This window comes from Oceanotoga teriensis, assembly GCF_003148465.1.
In the GTDB taxonomy this organism is placed as follows: domain Bacteria; phylum Thermotogota; class Thermotogae; order Petrotogales; family Petrotogaceae; genus Oceanotoga; species Oceanotoga teriensis.
On sequence record NZ_QGGI01000001.1, the window covers coordinates 169,030 to 189,795 of the forward strand.

The 20,766-nt window shown below is 26.2% G+C and carries 19 protein-coding genes; 4 read left to right on the plus strand and 15 right to left on the minus strand.

Going from position 1 to position 20,766, the window contains the following annotated elements; all coding sequences use genetic code 11:
- Nucleotides 1–120 precede the first annotated feature (120 nt).
- The 4 genes from C7380_RS00875 (at nucleotide 121) to rsmD (ending at nucleotide 6,772) form a co-directional block, all read left to right on the plus strand.
- Entirely contained in the window at nucleotides 121–2,742 is a 2,622-nt protein-coding gene (locus tag C7380_RS00875; RefSeq protein WP_109603589.1) for an O-antigen ligase family protein, read from the plus strand.
- 253 nt (nucleotides 2,743–2,995) lie between these two features.
- Complete coding sequence (locus C7380_RS00885; protein ID WP_109603591.1) at nucleotides 2,996–3,877, plus strand: DegV family protein; 882 nt, start codon at nucleotides 2,996–2,998, stop codon at nucleotides 3,875–3,877.
- On the plus strand, nucleotides 3,874–6,210 hold the full coding sequence (gene recG, locus C7380_RS00890) for an ATP-dependent DNA helicase RecG (protein ID WP_109603592.1): 2,337 nt from the start codon (nucleotides 3,874–3,876) through the stop codon (nucleotides 6,208–6,210). Before C7380_RS00885 ends, recG begins: the two co-directional genes overlap by 4 nt.
- Before the next feature lie 10 nt (nucleotides 6,211–6,220).
- Complete coding sequence (rsmD, locus tag C7380_RS00895; RefSeq protein WP_109603593.1) at nucleotides 6,221–6,772, plus strand: 16S rRNA (guanine(966)-N(2))-methyltransferase RsmD; 552 nt, start codon at nucleotides 6,221–6,223, stop codon at nucleotides 6,770–6,772.
- A 9-nt stretch (nucleotides 6,773–6,781) separates the two neighbouring features.
- On the opposite strand, the gene C7380_RS00900 is transcribed toward rsmD, so the two are convergent.
- From C7380_RS00900 to C7380_RS00970, 15 genes are read right to left on the minus strand one after another with little or no spacing between them, the layout of a single operon-like run.
- Nucleotides 6,782–8,140: an N-acetylmuramoyl-L-alanine amidase family protein gene (locus tag C7380_RS00900; RefSeq protein WP_109603594.1), complete on the minus strand. Its 1,359-nt coding sequence runs from the start codon at nucleotides 8,138–8,140 to the stop codon at nucleotides 6,782–6,784.
- A gap of 22 nt (nucleotides 8,141–8,162) precedes the next feature.
- A complete protein-coding gene (locus C7380_RS00905; RefSeq protein WP_109603595.1) occupies nucleotides 8,163–8,474 on the minus strand; it encodes a LysM peptidoglycan-binding domain-containing protein in 312 nt (103 codons plus the stop codon).
- Nucleotides 8,474–9,514, minus strand: a complete 1,041-nt coding sequence (locus tag C7380_RS00910) for a protein-glutamate methylesterase/protein-glutamine glutaminase (protein ID WP_109603596.1) — start codon at nucleotides 9,512–9,514, stop codon at nucleotides 8,474–8,476. The genes C7380_RS00905 and C7380_RS00910 overlap by 1 nt, the downstream gene beginning before the upstream one ends.
- A 4-nt stretch (nucleotides 9,515–9,518) precedes the next feature.
- Complete coding sequence (locus C7380_RS00915) at nucleotides 9,519–9,941, minus strand: diacylglycerol kinase family protein (protein ID WP_109603597.1); 423 nt, start codon at nucleotides 9,939–9,941, stop codon at nucleotides 9,519–9,521.
- Nucleotides 9,942–10,556, minus strand: coding sequence for a 2-oxoacid:ferredoxin oxidoreductase subunit gamma family protein (locus C7380_RS00920; protein ID WP_240597461.1), 615 nt, complete (start codon nucleotides 10,554–10,556; stop codon nucleotides 9,942–9,944). It lies immediately after the preceding gene.
- Nucleotides 10,553–11,380, minus strand: coding sequence for a 2-oxoacid:ferredoxin oxidoreductase subunit beta (locus tag C7380_RS00925; protein WP_109603598.1), 828 nt, complete (start codon nucleotides 11,378–11,380; stop codon nucleotides 10,553–10,555). Before C7380_RS00925 ends, C7380_RS00920 begins: the two co-directional genes overlap by 4 nt.
- 36 nt (nucleotides 11,381–11,416) lie before the next feature.
- Entirely contained in the window at nucleotides 11,417–11,923 is a 507-nt protein-coding gene (locus tag C7380_RS00930) for a deoxycytidylate deaminase (RefSeq protein ID WP_109603599.1), read from the minus strand.
- A gap of 1 nt (nucleotide 11,924) precedes the next feature.
- Nucleotides 11,925–13,055 (minus strand): radical SAM family heme chaperone HemW, encoded by a 1,131-nt coding sequence (gene hemW / locus C7380_RS00935; RefSeq protein WP_158274734.1) that lies wholly within the window; start codon nucleotides 13,053–13,055, stop codon nucleotides 11,925–11,927.
- Nucleotides 13,045–13,842 carry a hypothetical protein gene (locus tag C7380_RS00940; RefSeq protein WP_109603601.1) on the minus strand — a complete coding sequence of 266 codons (798 nt, stop codon included), beginning with the start codon at nucleotides 13,840–13,842 and terminating at the stop codon, nucleotides 13,045–13,047. The genes hemW and C7380_RS00940 overlap by 11 nt, the downstream gene beginning before the upstream one ends.
- 46 nt (nucleotides 13,843–13,888) lie before the next feature.
- Complete coding sequence (gatB, locus tag C7380_RS00945; RefSeq protein WP_170110808.1) at nucleotides 13,889–15,319, minus strand: Asp-tRNA(Asn)/Glu-tRNA(Gln) amidotransferase subunit GatB; 1,431 nt, start codon at nucleotides 15,317–15,319, stop codon at nucleotides 13,889–13,891.
- Nucleotides 15,316–16,659, minus strand: coding sequence for an Asp-tRNA(Asn)/Glu-tRNA(Gln) amidotransferase subunit GatA (gene gatA / locus C7380_RS00950; RefSeq protein ID WP_240597463.1), 1,344 nt, complete (start codon nucleotides 16,657–16,659; stop codon nucleotides 15,316–15,318). Before gatA ends, gatB begins: the two co-directional genes overlap by 4 nt.
- Nucleotides 16,652–17,527 (minus strand): Hsp33 family molecular chaperone HslO, encoded by an 876-nt coding sequence (locus C7380_RS00955; RefSeq protein WP_109603604.1) that lies wholly within the window; start codon nucleotides 17,525–17,527, stop codon nucleotides 16,652–16,654. Before C7380_RS00955 ends, gatA begins: the two co-directional genes overlap by 8 nt.
- A 1-nt stretch (nucleotide 17,528) precedes the next feature.
- A complete protein-coding gene (locus C7380_RS00960) occupies nucleotides 17,529–19,028 on the minus strand; it encodes an HD domain-containing protein (RefSeq protein ID WP_109603605.1) in 1,500 nt (499 codons plus the stop codon).
- Nucleotides 19,029–19,040: 12 nt separating this feature from the next.
- Nucleotides 19,041–19,706 (minus strand): rhomboid family intramembrane serine protease, encoded by a 666-nt coding sequence (locus C7380_RS00965; protein WP_109603606.1) that lies wholly within the window; start codon nucleotides 19,704–19,706, stop codon nucleotides 19,041–19,043.
- Nucleotides 19,706–20,653: an ROK family protein gene (locus C7380_RS00970; RefSeq protein ID WP_109603607.1), complete on the minus strand. Its 948-nt coding sequence runs from the start codon at nucleotides 20,651–20,653 to the stop codon at nucleotides 19,706–19,708. The genes C7380_RS00965 and C7380_RS00970 overlap by 1 nt, the downstream gene beginning before the upstream one ends.
- Between the last annotated feature and the right edge of the window lie 113 nt (nucleotides 20,654–20,766).

Here is a 20,766-nt window from a genome sequence, read left to right on the forward strand (position 1 = left end):
AATTTTAGTGAATTCTATAATTCACTCATAAAGGCCTTTATAAGGCCTTTTTTTTATTGTTTTTTTAATAAAAATATGGTAATATTATTATGATAAAAAAATAAATTAGGAGGGTTTGTTTTGCAAAATTTAAAAAAAGATAAAGAAATATCAATATTTATTTTAATGATATTATTAATACCATTTTTAATGATTCCAAATTTTGTTTACGAATTTTCAACTCAAAAAAACTTAGTCTTCAGTGTATTTTCATTTATATTATTTTCATATTTTATATTTAAAAAAAATGATGAAAAATTAAACTTTTCATATACTCATTTATTCTTCTTACTATTTGGATTCTCTTCTTTATTATCTTTAATATCAGTACAAATTCAAAACCCTTCATACATAAATTATTCTTTAAATGTATCTTTATATATATTTGTAATAATAGGAATTTCATTATCTATAACAAATTCATTTGGAAAAAACTTTAAATATATTGAATACGCTTTGATGGCTTTTATAATAACTGGTACAATACTTGCAATAGATGGATTATTAAATAAATTTTTAGGATTTGACTTATTTTTTGGTAAAATAGGAGATCCTTCACAAAGAATAACCTTAAGAACAACTATAGGTAATCCTAATTTTGTATCAGATTATTTAGCTCAAACAATACCACTATCAATATATTTTATATTAAAACCAAATTCAAAATTATATCAAAAAATATATTTATACATAAATATATTTTTATCTTTTTGGGTAGTTTTATTTGCCCAAACGAGATCTGTATATTTGGGATTCACTGTAGGTTTAATATTTTTCATTTTATCACTATTAATATCTAAAAAAGATCTTGATTATAAAAAATATTTAATTAGTAAAGATTTCTGGATCAAAATATTTTTACTGATATTCATTTTAGTATTTCTATTTATAATGTTTAATACAAATACTATGTTTAATAAATCTGGTGAAGTAAATGCCATCTCAAGATTTTCAGCAATGTCTTCAAAATCATCTTGGGATGAAAGAAATCTTTCTTGGATGGTTTCTATTGAACAATTTAAAGATAAAGATTATCCTCTCAATAAAATTATAGGTGGAGGAATAGGCACATATCCAGTATATTCAATAAAATATATGGAAGAAATACAAGCTAAAAATCCTGAAAAATACTATTATGCTTGGAACAATTTTAAAAGGGCCCACAATGATTATTTACAAGTCCTTGGAGAAACCGGATTATTGGGGATAATGTCCATTTCTTTATTGATAATTACTCTTTTAATGAGATACTTTAAAATTTTAAGATCTGATATTGAATTTGAAAAAAAGATCATGATTTCACTTTTTGGTTGGATAGCAAGTATAATAATAATACATGCTGCAACTGAATTTGCTTTACATATGCAACCAAATATATTAATAGCTCTTTTTATATTCTCAATAGCAATGTCAAAACAATTTAGTAATTCAAATAAAATACTAAAATTTAATCCAAAAATTATATATACCATATTAGTAATAATAACCGCATTTTCAGTGTTTTTCAAATATAAAGATACCATGTCTGAAGCATATTTTAAACTTGGAGATGCCGAAAACACAAAAATGAATTACTATATAGAAATTTATCAATCTCAAATTCCACAGCAAATAACTCAATATGAAAATGAAATAAAAAAAGGGCAAGACTATATAAAAAATATGAATCCTTTTTCTTCAGAATTTAATTCTTTAAAAAAACAAATTGATGAATTAAATGAAGGTTTAAAAAAATATAAAAACTTACAAATCGAGTACAAAGAAAAAGCTCATCAATCTTATAAAAAAGCTTTTGAGTACTTTTTAAAATCATTAGATTTTAATAATAATTTTGGAAAATCTCAATTTTATCTTGCTCAACTATTTTCTGTTTCAGAATTTAGATTAGAAGAAATATTAAACACAAAAGATTTAAATGATATATTTGAAGGAAATACTTCTGAATATAAATATATTGTAAAAGACTTTAAAGGTCAAGAAGATCTTTTTCCAATATCAAATCCTATAAGAAAAGATGTTTCTAATCTATATAATATTTCTACAACAACTAATGAAAAAAATATATTATTAAATATCCAGATGTTTTATGATCAAATAAATTATTTAGAAAGTGCTTTTTTATCATTTAATGAAAAAAATTCTTATAGATTAATATCAAAATTATATTATAATATAATAAAATTATATGATAACATAGAAAAAAACACAAATAATGAAAAATTGAAAATTGAACTACAAAATAAGATAAAGGAAGATTATAAAAATTTTATTTATTGGAATGAAAAATCAATTTCTATAATTCCAGGTGGCTGGAATAGATTTCCAGAGTGGGAGAATGTATATTTTGAATACTCATATCTTTCAATAAATTTAATGGGTATAATACCAAGTGATGAAATACTTAATAATCTATACAATATATCTAAAAAAGAAGGAAAAGCGAATTATTATATGGCAAAAAAAGATAGAGGAATTCCAGACAAATCTTTAAAACTTTTTATAGAACTTTATTTACAAATACCAGATACTCAAATAAGAGAAGATATCACAAAAAATATAATAAATTCATATAATGATGTATATAATTTTTATAAAAATAAAGAAGAAAAAAATGAAATAAAAAATTCTTATCTAGAAAGATATGAAAGCAGAATAAAAGAATTCTTAGATAATTATGAATATTTCAAAAGAAAAATCGGGTGATAAAAATATATAAAATTAGCATTTTTTTAATGTTATTTTCATTATTGTGGTTTTTAATAGTTTTTGGTGTATATAATAAAATTTCATATTTAAATGATATTTCACAAGACAATTTCCTAAAATATTATATAGACTCTCAAAGCATATTAATTGCTAGAAAATATGTTTTAACTGATGAAATAGAATCTATAACATTAAACGGTTATAAAGTATATAGAAAAAACGGTAAACTTACCATTGAGGAGGAAAAATAATGTCTAAAGCAATAATGGTTGATTCCGGATGTGCCATGACAGATAAACAAATAGAAGATAATAATTTAGAATTTATGGGAATGAAAATAGTTATTGATGATAAAACTTTTACTGAAAATGAAGACATAAAAAAGGATGAATTTTATAAAATAATACAATCATCTGAAGAATTTCATACAACCCATCCTTCAATAGGAGAAATAGTTGAAAATTATAAAAAACTGAAAGAAAAAGGTTATACTGAAGTAATAGATATACATTTTTCTTCAAAAATGTCTGGATTGATAAACACTTGTCATATGGCAAAAGAAATGATTGAAGGACTAAATATTAAAATAATTGATACTGAAAATGTTTCTATTGGAGCAAACTTAGTAGCTATTAAATGTATAGAACTCATAAATTCAGGAAAAACTTATGAGGAAGTTTTAAATTTGTTACCTGAAATAAAAAAATCTTCATATATGCAATTTTCGGTTCCTACTTTAAAATATTTAATAAAAAATGGTAGAATAGGTAAAGCCCAAGGACTTGCTGGAACTCTATTAAACATAAAACCAATATTAGGTGTTGAAGATGGATTTATAGCCCCAATTGCGAAGGTAAGAGGTCTTAAAAAAATGTATAATACAATGGTAAATAACGCCATTGAGTTCATAAAGAAAAGACCTCATAATGTAAAAGTATACATAACTTATGGTGATGAAAAAAATATTGAACATATGAACACTGCATTTGAAATGTTTAATGAAGAACTCAAAAAAATAAATATTGAGCCAAAAGAAATCATAAGAGGAAGACTATGGCCAACAATAGTTTGCCATAGTGGACCAGAAGTTGTAGGATTAGCTGTTTATGGAGAGGAAAAAGAAATAATATGAAACATGTAGAAGAAATTATAGAATCAATGGAATACATAATAACTTTAAAAGAAAAAAATATGAAAAACTGGGAAGAAATATTTCCCAGTTTTAATTCACTTGCAAGAGAATCCTACAAAGAATTAAAAAAATTTAATATGATTGAAGATATGAAAAAAATTCTATCCTATGTAAAACCTTTAAATATGCTTCCTCCAGAAAGACAAACAAAAAGATTAAACAATTTAAAAACTTCTTTAATAGACTTAAAAAATAAGTATTTGATATCTCAAACAACCAATATTAAAGAAAATAAATTAAATTTATTCACAGATATAAAATATATAAAACATGTCGGTACTAAAAGAGGTAATTTATTAAAAAATTTAAACATAGAAAACATATATGATGCTCTTTATACTGCGCCAAGAGATTGGGAAGATAGAAGAAAAGTGAAAACTATTTATAATATATCAGATGGTGAAACAGCTTTAATTGTTGGGAAAGTAGCAAATATGGATGAAGTAAATATAAATAAAGGTTTAAAAATAATAAATTTTTCCATAAACGATGGAACTGGAATAATGACAATATCTTTTTTTAATCAAGATTATATAAAAAACTACTTAAAAAAAGATACAATATGTGCTTTTTATGGAAAAGCTGAATATAACTTTGGACAAAAACAAATGAAGAGTCCCGATTTTCAAATACTTGAAAATAAAAATAATTTACAAAATAAGATAATACCTATATATCCTTTAACTTCAGGTATATCTCAAAATATAATGAGAAAAATAATGAAACAAATAAATCCTCAAATATATTATCTTGAAGAATTTTTACCTGATAAATTTATAAAAACATTTAATCTTTTAAATATAAATCAAAGATTAACGGGAATACATGAACCAAAAAGTTCTTATCATATAAAAAAATCTCTAATAACTTTTAAATATGAAGAAATATTTTTGTTTGAATATGCTATATTAAATTCTAAGAAAAAAATTAAAAAACATTTAAAAGGATACTCGAAGAATATTAATGGTGAATTATCAAAAATATATATTAACAATTTAAATTTTAAACTTACAAATGCTCAAAAACGTGCTCATATAGAAATTAGAGAAGATATGAAAAAAGAATCTCCAATGAATCGATTATTACAAGGAGATGTTGGATCAGGTAAAACTGCGGTTGCTGAAATAAGCATAATAGATAATTTTGAAGCAGGCTTTCAATCTGCTTTAATGGTTCCAACTTCAGTGTTAGCAAAGCAACAATATCAAAAAATAAAATTAAACCTTGAAAAAATAAATATAAAAACTGAATTATTAATTGGTGAAACTAAAGAAAAAGAAAAAAAAGAAATAAAAGATAAATTAAAAAATGGTGAAATTGATTTAATAATCGGAACTCATGCAATAATACAAAATGATGTGGAATTTAAAAAATTAGGACTAATAATAATAGATGAACAACATAGATTTGGAGTAAATCAAAGATTATCTTTAATTCAAAAAGGATCATCTCCAGATATTCTTGTAATGACTGCAACTCCAATTCCAAGAACTTTAGCTTTAACTCTTTATGGTGATTTAGATGTAAGTATAATCGATGAAATGCCCTCAGGGAGGAAAAAAGTAAAAACTATTTTAAACAGCGACAATAATTTAAAAAACATATATGATTTTATAAAAGATGAATTAAAAAAAGAAAACCAAGCTTTTTTTATATATCCTTTAATAGAAGAATCTGAAGCTATAGATTTAAAAAATGCAAAAGATATGCATGAACAAATATCAAAGATTTTTTCAGATTATAATGTAGGACTTCTCCATGGAAAGATGAAATCGGTTGAAAAAAATGAAATCATGGAAAAATTTTCAAAAAAAGAAATAAATATACTCGTATCAACCACAGTAATAGAAGTTGGAGTTGATATCCCTGATGCAACAGTTATGGTTATAGAACATGCTGATAGATTTGGTTTATCTCAATTACATCAATTAAGAGGAAGAGTTGGAAGAAGTAGTAAACAATCTTATTGTTTTTTAACAACATCTTCAAACATTTCAAAAGAAACAAAAACAAAATTAACTCAATTTTCAGCTAACAATGATGGTTTTAAAGTATCTGAAATAGACTTAAAATGGAGAGGTCCTGGAAAATTTTTTGGAACTCAGCAACATGGTATACCTGATTTTAAATTCATAGATATAACAGAAGATTTAAAAATAATAGAAGAAGTAAAAAAATATATTGAACAAGACAATATTCTTGATGATAAAAAAATAATTCAAGAAATAAAGATGAGATTTAAAAACTCAACAGAATTAATAAAGGCAATTTGAGGTGTAAAAAATGCTAAAAATAGAAACTGGATATTTAAAAGGTAGTTCATTTGATACGGTTCCTTCGAAAAAAACTCGATACACGCCTTCACAATTGAGAAGAACTCTAATAAATATATTTGAAATATCTGATTATAATTTATTGGAAGTATTTGGTGGAAGTGGTTCTTTTTCATTTGAAGCTATAAGTAATTATGCTAAAAGTTCCACCATAATAGAACAATCATCTAAATCTGTAAATATCATAAAAAATAATTCAAAAAAACTTGGTATAGAAAATGAGATAAATGTCATCAAAGGTGATTTTAGAACCATAATTCCCGAACTAAAAAAAAACAATCAAAAATATGATATGATATTTGCAGATCCACCATTTAATCTTGGTTTTGTAGAAGAATTTTTAAAAGTAATAGACAATAATTCTGAAATTTTAATAGATGGTGCTTATATCATAATAGAAAAATCTAAAAGAGAAAATTATAATTATACACCTTTAAATTTAGAATTAGACGAAATTAGAAACTATGGAGATATTGATTTATTAATATATTTTAGAAAATAAGAGGCCATTTTAATTGGCCTCTTTTATATTGAAATAATCTAATATCGACTTTTTTATAATTTCAGCAAAATCATCTACATAATCTCCATTTAAAAATTTCTTTTCTACATCTGGATTACTCAAAAATTCAAGTTCAAATAAAACTGCAGGTGATCTTGTATAAGACAAGACAGCATAAGTTTCTGGTTTAGTTCCTCTACTCTTAAAATCTTTATCCAATAAATTATTTTCTAATTCAATTGCAAATTTTTTACTTTCTTTTATAGAATCTTTTTTTACCGATACCCAATCATCTATGGTTGCTTTATCTTTCTTTGAATCATATTTCATTTTCCAAGTTATAAGACTTCTATACTTAGCACTGGAAAAATCATAATAATAAACTTCACTTCCCCTAACCGAAGGAATGTCTGGAAAAGAATTTAAATGAATGCTTAAAAATAAGTCAGCATTTTTATCATTAGAATAAGCTGCCCTTTCATAGAGACCAATATATTCATCTTTTTCTCTTGTTAAATATACATCTATATCATATTCTGCAAGCAAATTTAAAACTTCTTTTGCAACTTTTAAAGTAAAATCTTTTTCTTTTGTTGAATTTGGCCCTATCATTCCAGGATCCCATCCTCCATGTCCTGGATCTATTACAAGAACCGGCATATCAACTTCATCAAATTTAAATTCCATAACAATTTTTTTATCTTTGATAGTTTTTTTCATTTTAGCTTTACTTCTAAAAAGTATTTTTACCCAAACTTCAGTCTGAGAGTAATGATAAGCTTTAATATATCTTATTTTAGAATTAAATTCTTTATAATAATAAGAATTTGGAAGTTCTGCTCCCTTAATTTTAATAAGATATCCCATAGAATTAACCAATGAATATACTTCAACAATGGCTTCCTCAGAAAGATCAATTTCTGTTTTTGCGGTATCTTCAGTAAAATAAGTATTTATAGAATTTATATTTGATAAAGGAATATTTAAATAATAAGCAACAGAAGACTCTAATAATTCTAAGTTTAAAAGTTTTGAAATTATATTCGCTGTGGTATAAATATTATTTTCATTTACTATAAATTCTTCATCATTAATCTTTATAACCTCATCTTGATCTACAACTGCAACTTTTTCATTTAAAAATATAAAAGTTTTAGATTTTTCAGATTTGAGATAAATTAAAGAATCGTTTTCAATTTTAAATTCTTTGTTTAATTTATGAGCTATATATTTAAAATCAATATAAGTAATTCCATTTTGTTCAAAATAATACTCATTTTCCATAGGTCTCCATTGTAAAAAAACATTTTTTGAAAACATAAATGTTCCAATAATAATTAATAAAATAGTTAAAAATAATCTTTTCATTAAATCACCTATATATTAAGGTTTATTTTACTTCGAAATCAACTATATCATAAGGTATTCTAATAATCTGACCTATATAAATTTTAGAAGAATCTTCTATTTTATTATAAATCATAATATCTTGTATTTTTGTAAAAAAATTATTAGATATAGAAAGTAATGTATCACCAGATTTAATTTCATATTCAAAATAATCCTTAGTTTTTTCTAAAAGATTTAGAGAAATAAAATCTTCACTTTCAAAATTTTCACTAATGTAAAAAATTTGATTGAAATCATTTGAAAAGCCACTCAAAAAAACAGCTATAAAAATAATAATAAAACATTTTTTCATCAATTACCCTCCAAAATATCTACAACTTTCTGAGCAATTTTATCATTTGCTAAAACATAATCAGCATAACCATCTTCAACAACCGCCTTAGGCATTCCATATACTACACAGGTTTCTTTAGCTTCAGCAATTACTTTACCGCCTAAATGGTTTATCTTAAAAGCTCCTTTTGCACCATCTCTTCCCATACCTGTAAGTACAACACATATAGAATTAGATTTAAAAATTTCTGCAGCAAGATCAAATGTAAAATCTGCAGCCGGTCTAACATTATTTATCTTATCCGATGAATCCAAAAATAATTTAACACTATTAAACTCTTTTTTTAACCCAAGATGAAAATTACCAGGAGCAATATATACATGATTTTTTTCTAAAATATCTCCTTCTTCAGCTTCTTTGACTGTTAATTCTGAAATTCTATTCAATCTATCGGCAAGAGATTTTGTAAATCCTGCCGGCATATGTTGAACAACAACAACGGGAATATTTAAATTACCTGGCAAAACAGGAATAACTTTATCAAGAGATCTTGGACCACCAGTTGAACTTGCGATAAGAAGTATTTTATCTTTAGATAAATTTTTAGTTGTTGTTATTTTTTTAGTTGGCCTACTCTGAATTTTTAAATTATCCACAGAAATTTTAAACACATCATTAATCTTTTTTAATAAATCATCTTGCACCTGTCTAAATGTCCATGACGTACTTCCAGCAGGTTTCTGAATAAAATCAACAGCACCATTTTCCAGACATTCTATTGTAATAGAAGCCCCTTCTGAAGTAAGACTACTAACCATAATAACTCTTGTTGGATACTTTTTCATTATTATTTTTAATGCTTCGAGACCATTTAACTTAGGCATTTCAACATCTAATGTAATTATATCTGGTTTTAAATTCACTGCTTTTTCTACAGCCTCAAGTCCATCTCTGGCCATACCAATTACCTTCATGTTTGGTTGTTTATCAATTATATCTTTTAAAACCATTCTCATAAAAGCAGAATCATCAACTATAAGAACCTTAATTTTATCCATATTGCTACCTCCTCTTAGAAAAAAGAACAATAATGACCAGGAAAATTATCGCTATAATTATACCATATTTTGGACTCAAGTTGAAAATAGCCCTTCCAAAAATAATTACACCAATCACAACAGAAAATACGGCTGCAATTAAAACTATTGCAGCCGATATATCTTTTATTTTTCCGACTATATGATTATATTCAGGATTTATAAAATCCATTATCTTTTCAATTACCGTATTTAAACTTTCCATTAATAAAACGATCATAACAGCAAAAGCTATCCATAAAAATTCTATACCAGTTAAATTCAAAAAAAGAGAAATAAATAAAACTAAAAGTCCTATAAATATTTGAATTCTAAAATTATTTTGAGTGTTAAAAATTTCTGATAAACCTTTAGCTGCATATTTCACGCTATTAATAAATCTTTTCAATTATTCATATCCTCTTCCCAGTCTCGTCACTAAATGTTTATTTTTCAACTTATAAGTCTTATCTATAGAATTATATCCTAATTTCAAAGCACTTTCATCGAGTTCATGATAACTTTCTTTTACATTTTCTTTCATAGTTTCGATTAAAGCATCTATAGAAACTATATTTGTAACTTTTGCAAGCATACCTAATCCTACCATATTAGCAACATTTAAATGTTTTAATTCAGTATAAGCGAGTTTAGAAGGTGAAACTTTTAATATTTTTTTTGTTATTCTATTAGCAGTTTGTGGAATTTGATTTACAAATTCATCATCATAAAAAACAACTCCATTTTTCTTCAAAAATTGAAGATGAGGAAGTCCAAGTTCATGCATTATATAAATGACATCAAAAGTATCTGATTTCGGATAATCTATCTGTTCTTCATCAAATAAAACATCACAATAAGCCAATCCACCTCTAACCTGTGCTCCAAAATGTTGAGTTTGAACAACCCAATACCCTTCTTTCATCAAAGCTTGCGCTAAGACCATTCCCATCAAAATATTACCTTGACCTGCTTCACCTGAAAATCTTATTGCTTTTGGAGTTGAAATAGAAAGATTCATCATTTAACACCTCCATTAACAACAGATTCTCTCATCTTCTCATAATATTCAAGATACCCTGCTTTATCTTCGTTTATAAATTCACCCATCACAATTTTTCCTTTTAATTCTTCTTTTGACATATCTTTAGATTTTGAAATAGAAATAGTATTATCTTTAAAATACTGATGAAGTTGAGCAGGTTTAGGCATACTATTATATCTTCCAAAATAAGTATGACAATTACTTATTACTTCAATAATAGAAATACCTTTATGTTTGATTCCTTTTTCAATAAATTTAGCAGTTTGTAAAAAATGATAGACGGTAGATCTTGCAACATATGTTGCACCAGAAGCAATTGCGAGTTGTACAGGATCAAATTGATTTTCAATATTTCCATAAGGTGCGGTTGATGCCAATGAATCACTCGGGGTTGTAGGAGAATATTGACCACCTGTCATTCCGTAGATAGAATTATTAAATATAACCACAGTTATATCAAGATTTCTTCTACAAGCATGAATAAAATGATTACCACCAATAGCAAGCATATCTCCATCTCCACCCATAACAATAACATCAAGATCCGGTCTTGCTAATTTAACACCAGTAGCAAAAGCAATTGATCTACCATGTAAAGTATGCATAGTATTAAAATCGAGATAACCTGTTACCCTTGAAGAACAACCTATTCCCGATACAACGGCAACTTTATTCTTGTCCAATCCAAGATTATTTGCCGCTTCTAAAAAAGATTTCATAACTATACCATTACCACAGCCAGGACACCATACATGTGTCATTCTGTCTTTTCTCAAATAGTTAAAGTATTTTTCTGATGGCATTGATGCACCTCCAATTATTTTATTTGAAAAAAGAAATTAATTCATTATCTTAGTTTCAATATTACATTTCTTAAAAAATAATTTCGTTAAATTATCTGGATAAGGATTTTTAAAAATAACTTTTCCTATTCCAGCATTTATTATAAGCCTTGCACAAACAGAACAAGGTTGATGAGTTACATATATTATAGAATTATCCGTTTTAATACCAAATTTAGCAGCTTGCATCAAAGCATTTTGTTCAGCATGCAAACCGAAACATACTTCTTGATGTTCTCCACTCTTTATTTCAAGTGCATCTCTTATACACCCTATATCTTTACAATGAGGAAATCCTGAAGGAGGCTGATTATAACCTGTTGCTAAAATTCTTTTATCTTTAACAATAATAGCCCCAACTTGTCTGTGTAAACAACTCGATCTTTCACTTACCAAAAAAGAAACTCTCATAAAATAATCATCCCAAGATTCTCTTGGACTTTTTATTACATTTTCAAAATCAATACTCTCAAGATATTTTGATACTCTATCTTTTAATTCCATTCTATTCCTCCATTTCTACTATCTTCAAAAATACATATCTGGAATGATTAAAACCATTTTCATTTAATTTTAATTTCTCATTTTTATCAAAAAAAGCAGAAAAATTTCCAATCAAATAATCTATGTATTTGTCAACATCTATACATTCATAACGCTTTTTTAATTCTCGTAAATCAATTCCTTCAAATAAGCGTAATCCCATAAATAAAGTCTCTTTAAAATCATCAAAAAAACTATTTTTGACTGAATATTCTTCAGGAAGTTCTTCAGAATTTAATTTATTCATATACCGTGAAATATTTTTCTCATTTACATATCTGTTTCTATTATAATACCCACCAGCAGAAATGCCAAATCCGATATAATTCAAATTTCGCCAATAAAACTTATTATGATACGACTCTTTGTCAAAAATTGCCCAGCTTGAAATCTCATAACGTTTATAATCAAATTCATTTAATTTTGAATATATGAAATCAAGCCCCTCATCAAAAAAATCATCCTCTGGCATTAAAAATTTTTGTTTCATTTTTTCTAATAAAGAATCATGATCGCTATCATAAACATAATAAGAAATATGTTCTGGTCTATGTAACTTTATAAAATTCAAATTACTTTTAACTACATTCAAATTATCTTCTGGTAAACCCATTATAAAATCAAAACTTATATTATCAAAAAAATTTCTCAATAAATAAATATTATCAGATATGGTTTCTGGATAATAAGGTCTATTAACTAATTTCAAAATATTTTTATCAACACTCTGAACTCCTAAAGAAATTCTATTTATACCAGCTGATTTATATACTTCTAAATCTTTCTCATTCAAAATACCAGGATTCATTTCCATAGTAATTTCTTCAAAAGTTCCCAAAAAATTATCTTTTAAAAAATCCATTACTTCTTTAATATAAAACGATTTTACATAATTTGGTGTACCACCACCAAAATAAACCGTTTTAATAGAATTTTTCAATAGAAAATTTTTTCTTAACAAAATTTCTTTTTTTAAACAATTAAAATACTCTTTTTGCATTGATATATTTGTAGTAGATGGATAATCACAATATAAACATTTTGATTTACAAAATGGAATATGAAAATAAAGCGCCAGATCATTAGAGTTCAAAAAATATTCCTCCTCCATTTGAAGAAAAATAAATTATTAATGGTAAATCAAAATCTTTATCTATTAAATAAATTTCATAGTCCAGAGGCTCTTTAAAAACGGCATTTAAAGAAATTTCAAAATCATGGTTTAAAAATTCAAACCCATAATAACTAAATATATATGGATATATATTTAAATTATTTATTCCAAAACCTATTCCTAAAAAATTTGTGTAATATTTATCCAAAGTATCTATTTTAATACCACTTACAAAAGTATCGTTTCTAAAGCCTAAAGTAATTGGTAATTTAAAATATTTATCTGAATACCCATCAAATCTATACGAATTTATTTCATCAAAAGATATTAAACTTAATCCACCTTTAAAATATCCAGGGACTAAAATTTTATTAAAACTGTATGAATATTCATGAAAACCACCAGTAAATACCTCTGTTCTTGAAAAACTATTACTCTTAATAATACCTAATAAATCATTAGAAGATCTCATTTCATATCCAAAAACAAAATTTGAATTATAAATTGGAATATTTAAAAAAGCAGAAAATAATCTTTCACCTGTCTTAATTTTAACCTCTCTAAAAAAAATTTTTTGTGTAATAAAAGATCTATGTAAATCATTGAAAGAAACTTTAGCATTAATATCTTTTAAATCTTCACTTCCAATACCAATATTAAAATAAAAATCATCTGAAGTACTTGGAATATTATATAAATTTATATTATACGAAGAAAAAGATAAAGATACAATGATTAAAAAAATACTAAAAAAAACTTTTTTCATATATATACCTCCTCAAAAGGCAAAACCGGGCTATAATACCCGGTCTTTATTTTAATAAGTCTAAAAATATTTCATTAACTTTTGAAGGATTGGCCTTTCCTTTTGTTTGTTTCATAACTTGCCCAACGAAAAAACCGAGTAAGTTGTTCTTACCATTTTTATATTTTTCAACATTTTTAGGATTAGCTTTTAAAATTTCTAAAGCCATTTTTTTCAATTCTTCATCATCATCAATCTGTTCAAGTCCTTTTTCTTTTACTATAATTGATGGCATTATTCCTTCAGAATAAACTTGTGGAAAAATATCTTTAGCTATTTTTGTAGATATTTTATTAGAATCCAAAAGATCCTTTAAATCTTTTAAATGTTCTGGTTTAAAGTTCAAATCATTTACTTCATCTTCATTTTCTTTCATAAGTCTTAAGATATCTCCTATAAACCAATTAGATACAAATTTTCCATCTTTTACAATTTCTACACATTCTTCATAAAAATCTGCAAATTCTTTATTAGAAGAAATAACATCTGCATCATATTCTGGAATATCATAATTTTCAACAAATCTTTTCGATTTTTGTTCGGGTAATTCAGGTAGTCTATTTTTTACTTTTTCTATTCTATCTTTTTCAATCACTAAATAAGGTATATCTGGTTCTGGAAAATATCTATAATCGGCTTCTTCTTCTTTTGTTCTCATAGAAAATGTTGATTTAGTAGTTGCATCCCAACCTCTTGTTTCTTGAACCATATTCTCATTATTTTTTAAAACTTCTATTAATCTTTCTCTTTCGTATTCAAGAGCCTTTTCGACAAATTTAAAAGAATTTATATTTTTTATTTCAACTCTTTTTGATGATTTTCCAGTTTCTTCATCAATAATAGAAATATTAGCATCACATCTCAAAGCACCTTTTTCCATATCTCCAGAAGAAATATTAGCATATCTCAAAATATCTCTAAGTTTTTCCATAAATTCTCTTGCTTGAGAAGGGCTTTTTATATCTGGTTCTGTAACTATTTCTATTAAAGGTATACCAGCTCTATTATAATCAATCAATGATTCTTTAGCAGTTGAAATTTGATCTCCTTGATGAAGCATTTTTGCTGTATCTTCTTCCATATGTATTCTATTAATTCTAATTTTATCACCATCAATTTTTATATACGCATCACTTACAATGGGATAAAAATACTGTGTTATTTGATATCCTTTTGGGAGGTCTGGATAAAAATAATTTTTTCTATCAAATTTAGAAATTTCATTAATTTTTCCATTTAAAGCTAATCCAGCCATAATTGCTAAATCTACTGCTTCTTCATTTAATACCGGTAAAGAACCTGGTTGTCCAGAACAAATTGGACATACATTTTTATTAATTTCATTTTCAAAATGATCCGCTGAACATTTACAAAAAGCCTTTGTTTTAGTAAGTAATTGAGTATGAATTTCTAATCCTATAATAGTTTTATACATTATTCATCAGCTCCCAGCTTAAAAATTTGATTAGCAAACCCAAGAAGTTTTGCATCTTCAAGCCTTCTTCCCATAAACTGTATCCCAAATGAAAGATGATCTATATTTCCAAAAGGCACTGAAATAGCAGGAGTTCCAGCAAAATTAGCAGGTATAGTAAATATATCCATCAAATATCTATCAAGTGGAGAAAGCTTTTCATCAAATTTAGGTGGTAACACAGGAGCTGTTGGTGTTAAAATAAAATCATATTCTTTAAATATCTCTTCTATTTTTGTTTTTATTAAATTTCTAACTTTCATTGCTTTAGAAAAATATGCATCATAATAAGCAGAAGATAATGTAAAAGTTCCCATTAAAATTCTTCTCTTAACTTCTATACCGAAACCATTATTTCTAGTATTTTTATACATATCCGTTAAACCCTCTCCATCTATTCTATTTCCATATCTTGCCCCATCAAATCTTGAAAGATTTGATGATGCTTCAGACGGAGCTATAATATAATAAGCAGCAACAGAATATTCCATTTCTGGAATATCTACTATATCTATAGTTACTTTATTTGCTTTAATTTTATTAACAGCATTATCAAAAGCTTTTTTTACATTTTCATTTTGAATTTTATCATATACAATTGAGGGAATAGCTATTTTTATATCAGAAAAATCTTTATTCAAATATTCCATAAGATTTTCTTCAAAAGATATAGTTGTTGAATCTTTTTCATCTTTACCTTTCATAATATCAGTAATCAAAGCTACATCAAAAACATCTTTAGCCAAAACACCGATTTGATCTAAAGATGAACCAAAAGCAGTTAATCCATATCTTGACAAAACTCCATAAGAAGGTTTAAATCCAACAACACCACAAAAAGAAGCCGGTTGTCTAACAGATCCTCCAGTATCAGAACCGAGTGCAAAAGGAACCATGCCACAAGAAACTGCTGCTGCAGACCCTCCAGAACTTCCACCAGAAACCCTGTTCAAATCAAGAGGATTCTTCACTGGTCCATAAACAGAATATTCATTTGTTCCGCCCATTGCAAACTCATCCATATTTGTTTTTCCTATAACAGAAAACCCTCTATTTATTAATCTTTCTACGACGGTTGCAGTATATACAGATCTATAATCTTTTAAAATTTTTGAAGAACAAGTCATAGATGTATTTAAAATATTTATATTATCTTTAACTAAAAAAGGTATACCATAATAATCTCCATTTGAATTTCCATAAACAATATCTTGAGAAATTACAGCATTAATATCTTCATTTTTATCTTCAATAATCTTTTTATAATCATCTATAACTTTTTTACCTTTTAAATCATTAAGCATTATCGGACCTCCTTTTAATGTTTATTACTTCATCTAAATCTTTAGAATTTATTTCATATTTCTTAGAACACCATGAACAATGAACTGCAAGTTCATTATCTTTTTTCATCTCTTCAAGTTCATCAAAATTAAAAGTTATTAAAGAATTTAAAACTTTTTCTTTTGAGCAATTACAAACAAAAGAGGAGTTTTTATATTCAATATAATCTGGATTTCCAAAAACTTTAATTATATCTTCAAGAGATTTTTTTCTTAATAATGAAGATATAGAATCCATATTTATAAAAGTTTTTTCAAAAAAAGCTATATCTTCATCTTTCATAGTTCTATCTAAAATCTGCAACATCAATCCTCCAGCTGAAACTATACCTTCTTTATCAGCAAAAACTCCCAAACTTACAGCTGAAGGAACTTGTTCAGATTGATTCATATAATAAGCTATATCTTCAGCAATTTCTCCATTTATTAAAGGCATATTAGAAACAACTGGTTTTTTTAATCCAAGATCTCTTATAACATTTAAAGAGCCATTTTTTAAAACTTTAGAAACATCAAATTTGCCATTTTCTTTAAATACTGCTTCCAATTTTTTATTTGAAATATAACCTTTAACTTCAAGATTTGAGTTCGATTGTGCAACTATATCTCCAACATCATCATTTGTTGAAATCATAAGAGTTACCCTCTCTTTTTCACTCATCCAACTTCCAAGTAAAATTGAAGCTGACAAAAGTCTTCCTAAAATTACAGAAGACATTGGAGAAAGATCATGCCTAATGACTGATTCTTTTACTATATCTGTAGAGTTTGTGCAAACTACTCTAACTCTATTATCAAAAAAACCTGCTTGTACGACATTATTTAACATGTTACCACCTCGTTGTAATCTTAACTTCAGATGCACTTGGAATAATTGAATATTTTTTTAATATTTCTCTATCATCTAATTTCATATATATTCTAACTATTTGAATCAAATTACTTTCCATAAGCTTATAAGCAGGATATTTTTCATAAACTTGTTCAAATGAAATAATATCTTCATTAATATCTTTTATATAAACATCACTCGCTAAAAATTCTTTAGGATGAACCAAAGATAATTTATAAGGAGAATCTATTTTAAATATCAAATCAAAATCTTCAAGAATTTTCCTAAGTATTTCTTTATCCTCTTTATCTATATCAAGATCTAAAGTTTTTTCAATATTTTCTTTGATGATATTCAATGAATTTTCAGCAACAGACATACTAACAACAGAAGGATCTACTCCAGTCATTGAAAAAGGAATTTCCATAACAAGTTTCCATAAATCTCTTTGTTTTAATCTCATAATTATTTCATGTGCATAAAAAATTTTATTCGATTTTTCCATAAGATTTGAATTCAAAGTTAAATCATATCTATCTTTTTCATATATAATATCATATAGAAATTCAAGTTCATTTATAATACTTGAATCTGTTAATTTTACAAATTTTTCAGGTGTTTCAACTCTCTCTTTAAGATCTAAAACATCATATGCAACTTTTAAAACTTCTTGAAGCATTTGATCTGCAGCTCTTGAAGTTTTATGAAAATAAACATTTTTATACATCATAAATCTTGAAAATAAAGAAGTATATATATCATCTATTACTTTTATAGAATAAACTATTTTTCCATTATTATGCATTCCTGAATTTCTTATAAGCCTATCAACAGCACCAGTACCAAAATGTCTTGTTCCTGCATAATATGAATCTCTTAAAACAAAATCAAGTCTATCAGCACCTAAAGGACCTTGAACTATGTTAAAATCAACACTTCCAGTATTTTCACCTTCAAAAACTTCTATTACAAGATTCATCAATTCATTTAATGCTTCATCAATATTATCATCGCAAACTTCTTTTTTTATAGTTAGGCTTAAATCTTTATAAAAATCATTTTTAGTTCTATGATCATTTATATTATAAAAACCTTTTTTTATATCTTCTATTAATTTCCCTTTTATTATTCTTTCTCTAAATTCATCATGGCCATCCTTATAACCCATCTTTTTATAAACAATATCATCAAATTGATGTGAATAAGGGCCATGACCAATATCATGAACCAATCCAGCAATTCTTAAAACTCTATATTTAGAATGATTTTCTGGGTAAAGATGTTTAGCATAAAGGCCTGAAAGGTGCATTACTCCCAACGAATGTCCAAAACGGGTATGTGTTGCAGATGGATAAACATATTCCGCACCTGCAAGTTGGCTTAAATACCTAAGTCTTTGCATAGAAGGAGTATCAGTTATAACTATTTCTAATGGATATAAAAATATTTCAGAATGAATAGGATCTCTGGATACTTTATAATAAAGTTCATTATTCATAATAAACACTCCTTATATAAAATTGAATACTATCAACATGATATAAGCCAACACAACTATCGCACACATAAAATAATAAATATATTTCCATATATTCCATGATGTTTTAGAAAATGTAACAGGCATAAGCCATCCAAAAGTAAACCCAGCTGCAAGACCGCCTAAATGAGCAAAATTATTTATAGTATTCATAGTAAATCCAAAAAGAATATTTATAATAATAAAAGGTAATAAAGCTGTACCTGTTAGAGGTTTCAACATCCTTGGTGTATCTTGTCTAAAACCAGATCCAAATAAAAGTCCAACAAGACCAAAAATTGCTCCAGAAGCTCCAACAGAAAATGTTCCTGGTATTATAAGTTGTGTCATCAAATTACCAAAAAAACCAGAAATAACATAAACAGAAAAATATTTATAAGGACCATATATTCTCTCAACCATATTTCCAAAATAAAAAAGGGCATACATATTAAATAATATATGTAAAATACCTCCATGTACAAACATGGAAGTTATCAATCTATTAAACTGTCCCGCACTTACAAAAGGTCCATATTGTGCACCAAATCTCAATAAAATCAAAGGATTATTAAAAGCACCAAATCCTCCAAACAAAAACATCAAAGCAAAAATGATTAAATTTGCTATGATTAAATAATTAGTAACAGTTTTCTGCATTATTCCACTCCTTTTGAAAATATGGCAGCAGAAGCAGCTCCTAATATACCTGCATTTTCTACAAGATCTGACTGCTCTATTCTATAAGTGCCTCTAAAACTAACCATAACATATTTTTTTGTTCTTTCTCTTAATGGTTTAAATAAGGTTTCACCAGCTTTACTCATGCCTCCACCTATAATTATCATTTCTGGATTAAACATATGAACATATCCTCCGATGGCCCTTGCAAGAACCTCAACAGTTTCATTAACAACAATTTTTGCAAGTTCATCATTTTCTTCACATGCTTTAAATACATGTTTAGACTCTATTTTGTTTATGTCTCCAGCAAATTTAATCATTAAAGATTCAGGATACCTCGGAGCCAATTCTCTTGCATGTAATCCAACAAATTTAGCTGATGCTACAGATTCCAAACAACCCCTTGAACCACAACCACACATTGGTCCCTCTGGAACTATAACTATATGTCCAAGTTCAGCTCCAATACCATTATTTCCAGTTATAAAAGTACCATTTGCAACTACTCCAGAACCTATACCAGTACCAAGAGTTAAAGCAATAAAATTTTGAGAACCTTTTGCTTTACCAAAATACCATTCTCCAAGAGTAAAAGCATTTGCATCGTTTTCCACTATTATTTCTTTATCAATTAATTCTGAAACTTTTTCTGTAAGATGAAAATCACGCCAATCTGGAAAATTTGGTGAAAATCTAACTATTCCTTTTTTTCTATCAATTGAACCAGGAGATCCAATTCCTACATATTCAAAATCATCATCTCCAGCAACTTCTTTTATAGCTAAAGCAATATTCTCAACGATTTTATCTGGGCCTTTGTCAACCTCTGTAGCTCTTGAAACTTTTCTAACTATTCCTTTTTCTCTATCAACTAATCCAACTTTTATTTCTGTACCACCAAGGTCAACTCCAACTATGTACACTAAAATCACTCTCCTGTATATATTTAAAATTTATTTATTTAATCATCCTTTTATATTATACCTTAAGGAATTTTAATTTACAAAAAATATATTTAAATATTATATTTCATATC

Coding starts and splice junctions, on each gene's coding strand:
- C7380_RS00940 (WP_109603601.1), bottom strand. CDS start 13,842: ATGAAAAAAGTTTTTTTTAGTATTTTTTTAATCATTGTATCTTTATCT.
- recG (WP_109603592.1), top strand. CDS start 3,874: ATGAAACATGTAGAAGAAATTATAGAATCAATGGAATACATAATAACT.
- C7380_RS00925 (WP_109603598.1), bottom strand. CDS start 11,380: ATGCCATCAGAAAAATACTTTAACTATTTGAGAAAAGACAGAATGACA.
- C7380_RS00960 (WP_109603605.1), bottom strand. CDS start 19,028: ATGAATAATGAACTTTATTATAAAGTATCCAGAGATCCTATTCATTCT.
- C7380_RS00920 (WP_240597461.1), bottom strand. CDS start 10,556: ATGATGAATCTTTCTATTTCAACTCCAAAAGCAATAAGATTTTCAGGT.
- rsmD (WP_109603593.1), top strand. CDS start 6,221: ATGCTAAAAATAGAAACTGGATATTTAAAAGGTAGTTCATTTGATACG.
- C7380_RS00955 (WP_109603604.1), bottom strand. CDS start 17,527: ATGTTAAATAATGTCGTACAAGCAGGTTTTTTTGATAATAGAGTTAGA.
- C7380_RS00910 (WP_109603596.1), bottom strand. CDS start 9,514: ATGGATAAAATTAAGGTTCTTATAGTTGATGATTCTGCTTTTATGAGA.
- C7380_RS00900 (WP_109603594.1), bottom strand. CDS start 8,140: ATGAAAAGATTATTTTTAACTATTTTATTAATTATTATTGGAACATTT.
- C7380_RS00965 (WP_109603606.1), bottom strand. CDS start 19,706: ATGCAGAAAACTGTTACTAATTATTTAATCATAGCAAATTTAATCATT.
- gatA (WP_240597463.1), bottom strand. CDS start 16,659: ATGCTTAATGATTTAAAAGGTAAAAAAGTTATAGATGATTATAAAAAG.
- C7380_RS00905 (WP_109603595.1), bottom strand. CDS start 8,474: ATGAAAAAATGTTTTATTATTATTTTTATAGCTGTTTTTTTGAGTGGC.
- C7380_RS00930 (WP_109603599.1), bottom strand. CDS start 11,923: ATGGAATTAAAAGATAGAGTATCAAAATATCTTGAGAGTATTGATTTT.
- C7380_RS00885 (WP_109603591.1), top strand. CDS start 2,996: ATGTCTAAAGCAATAATGGTTGATTCCGGATGTGCCATGACAGATAAA.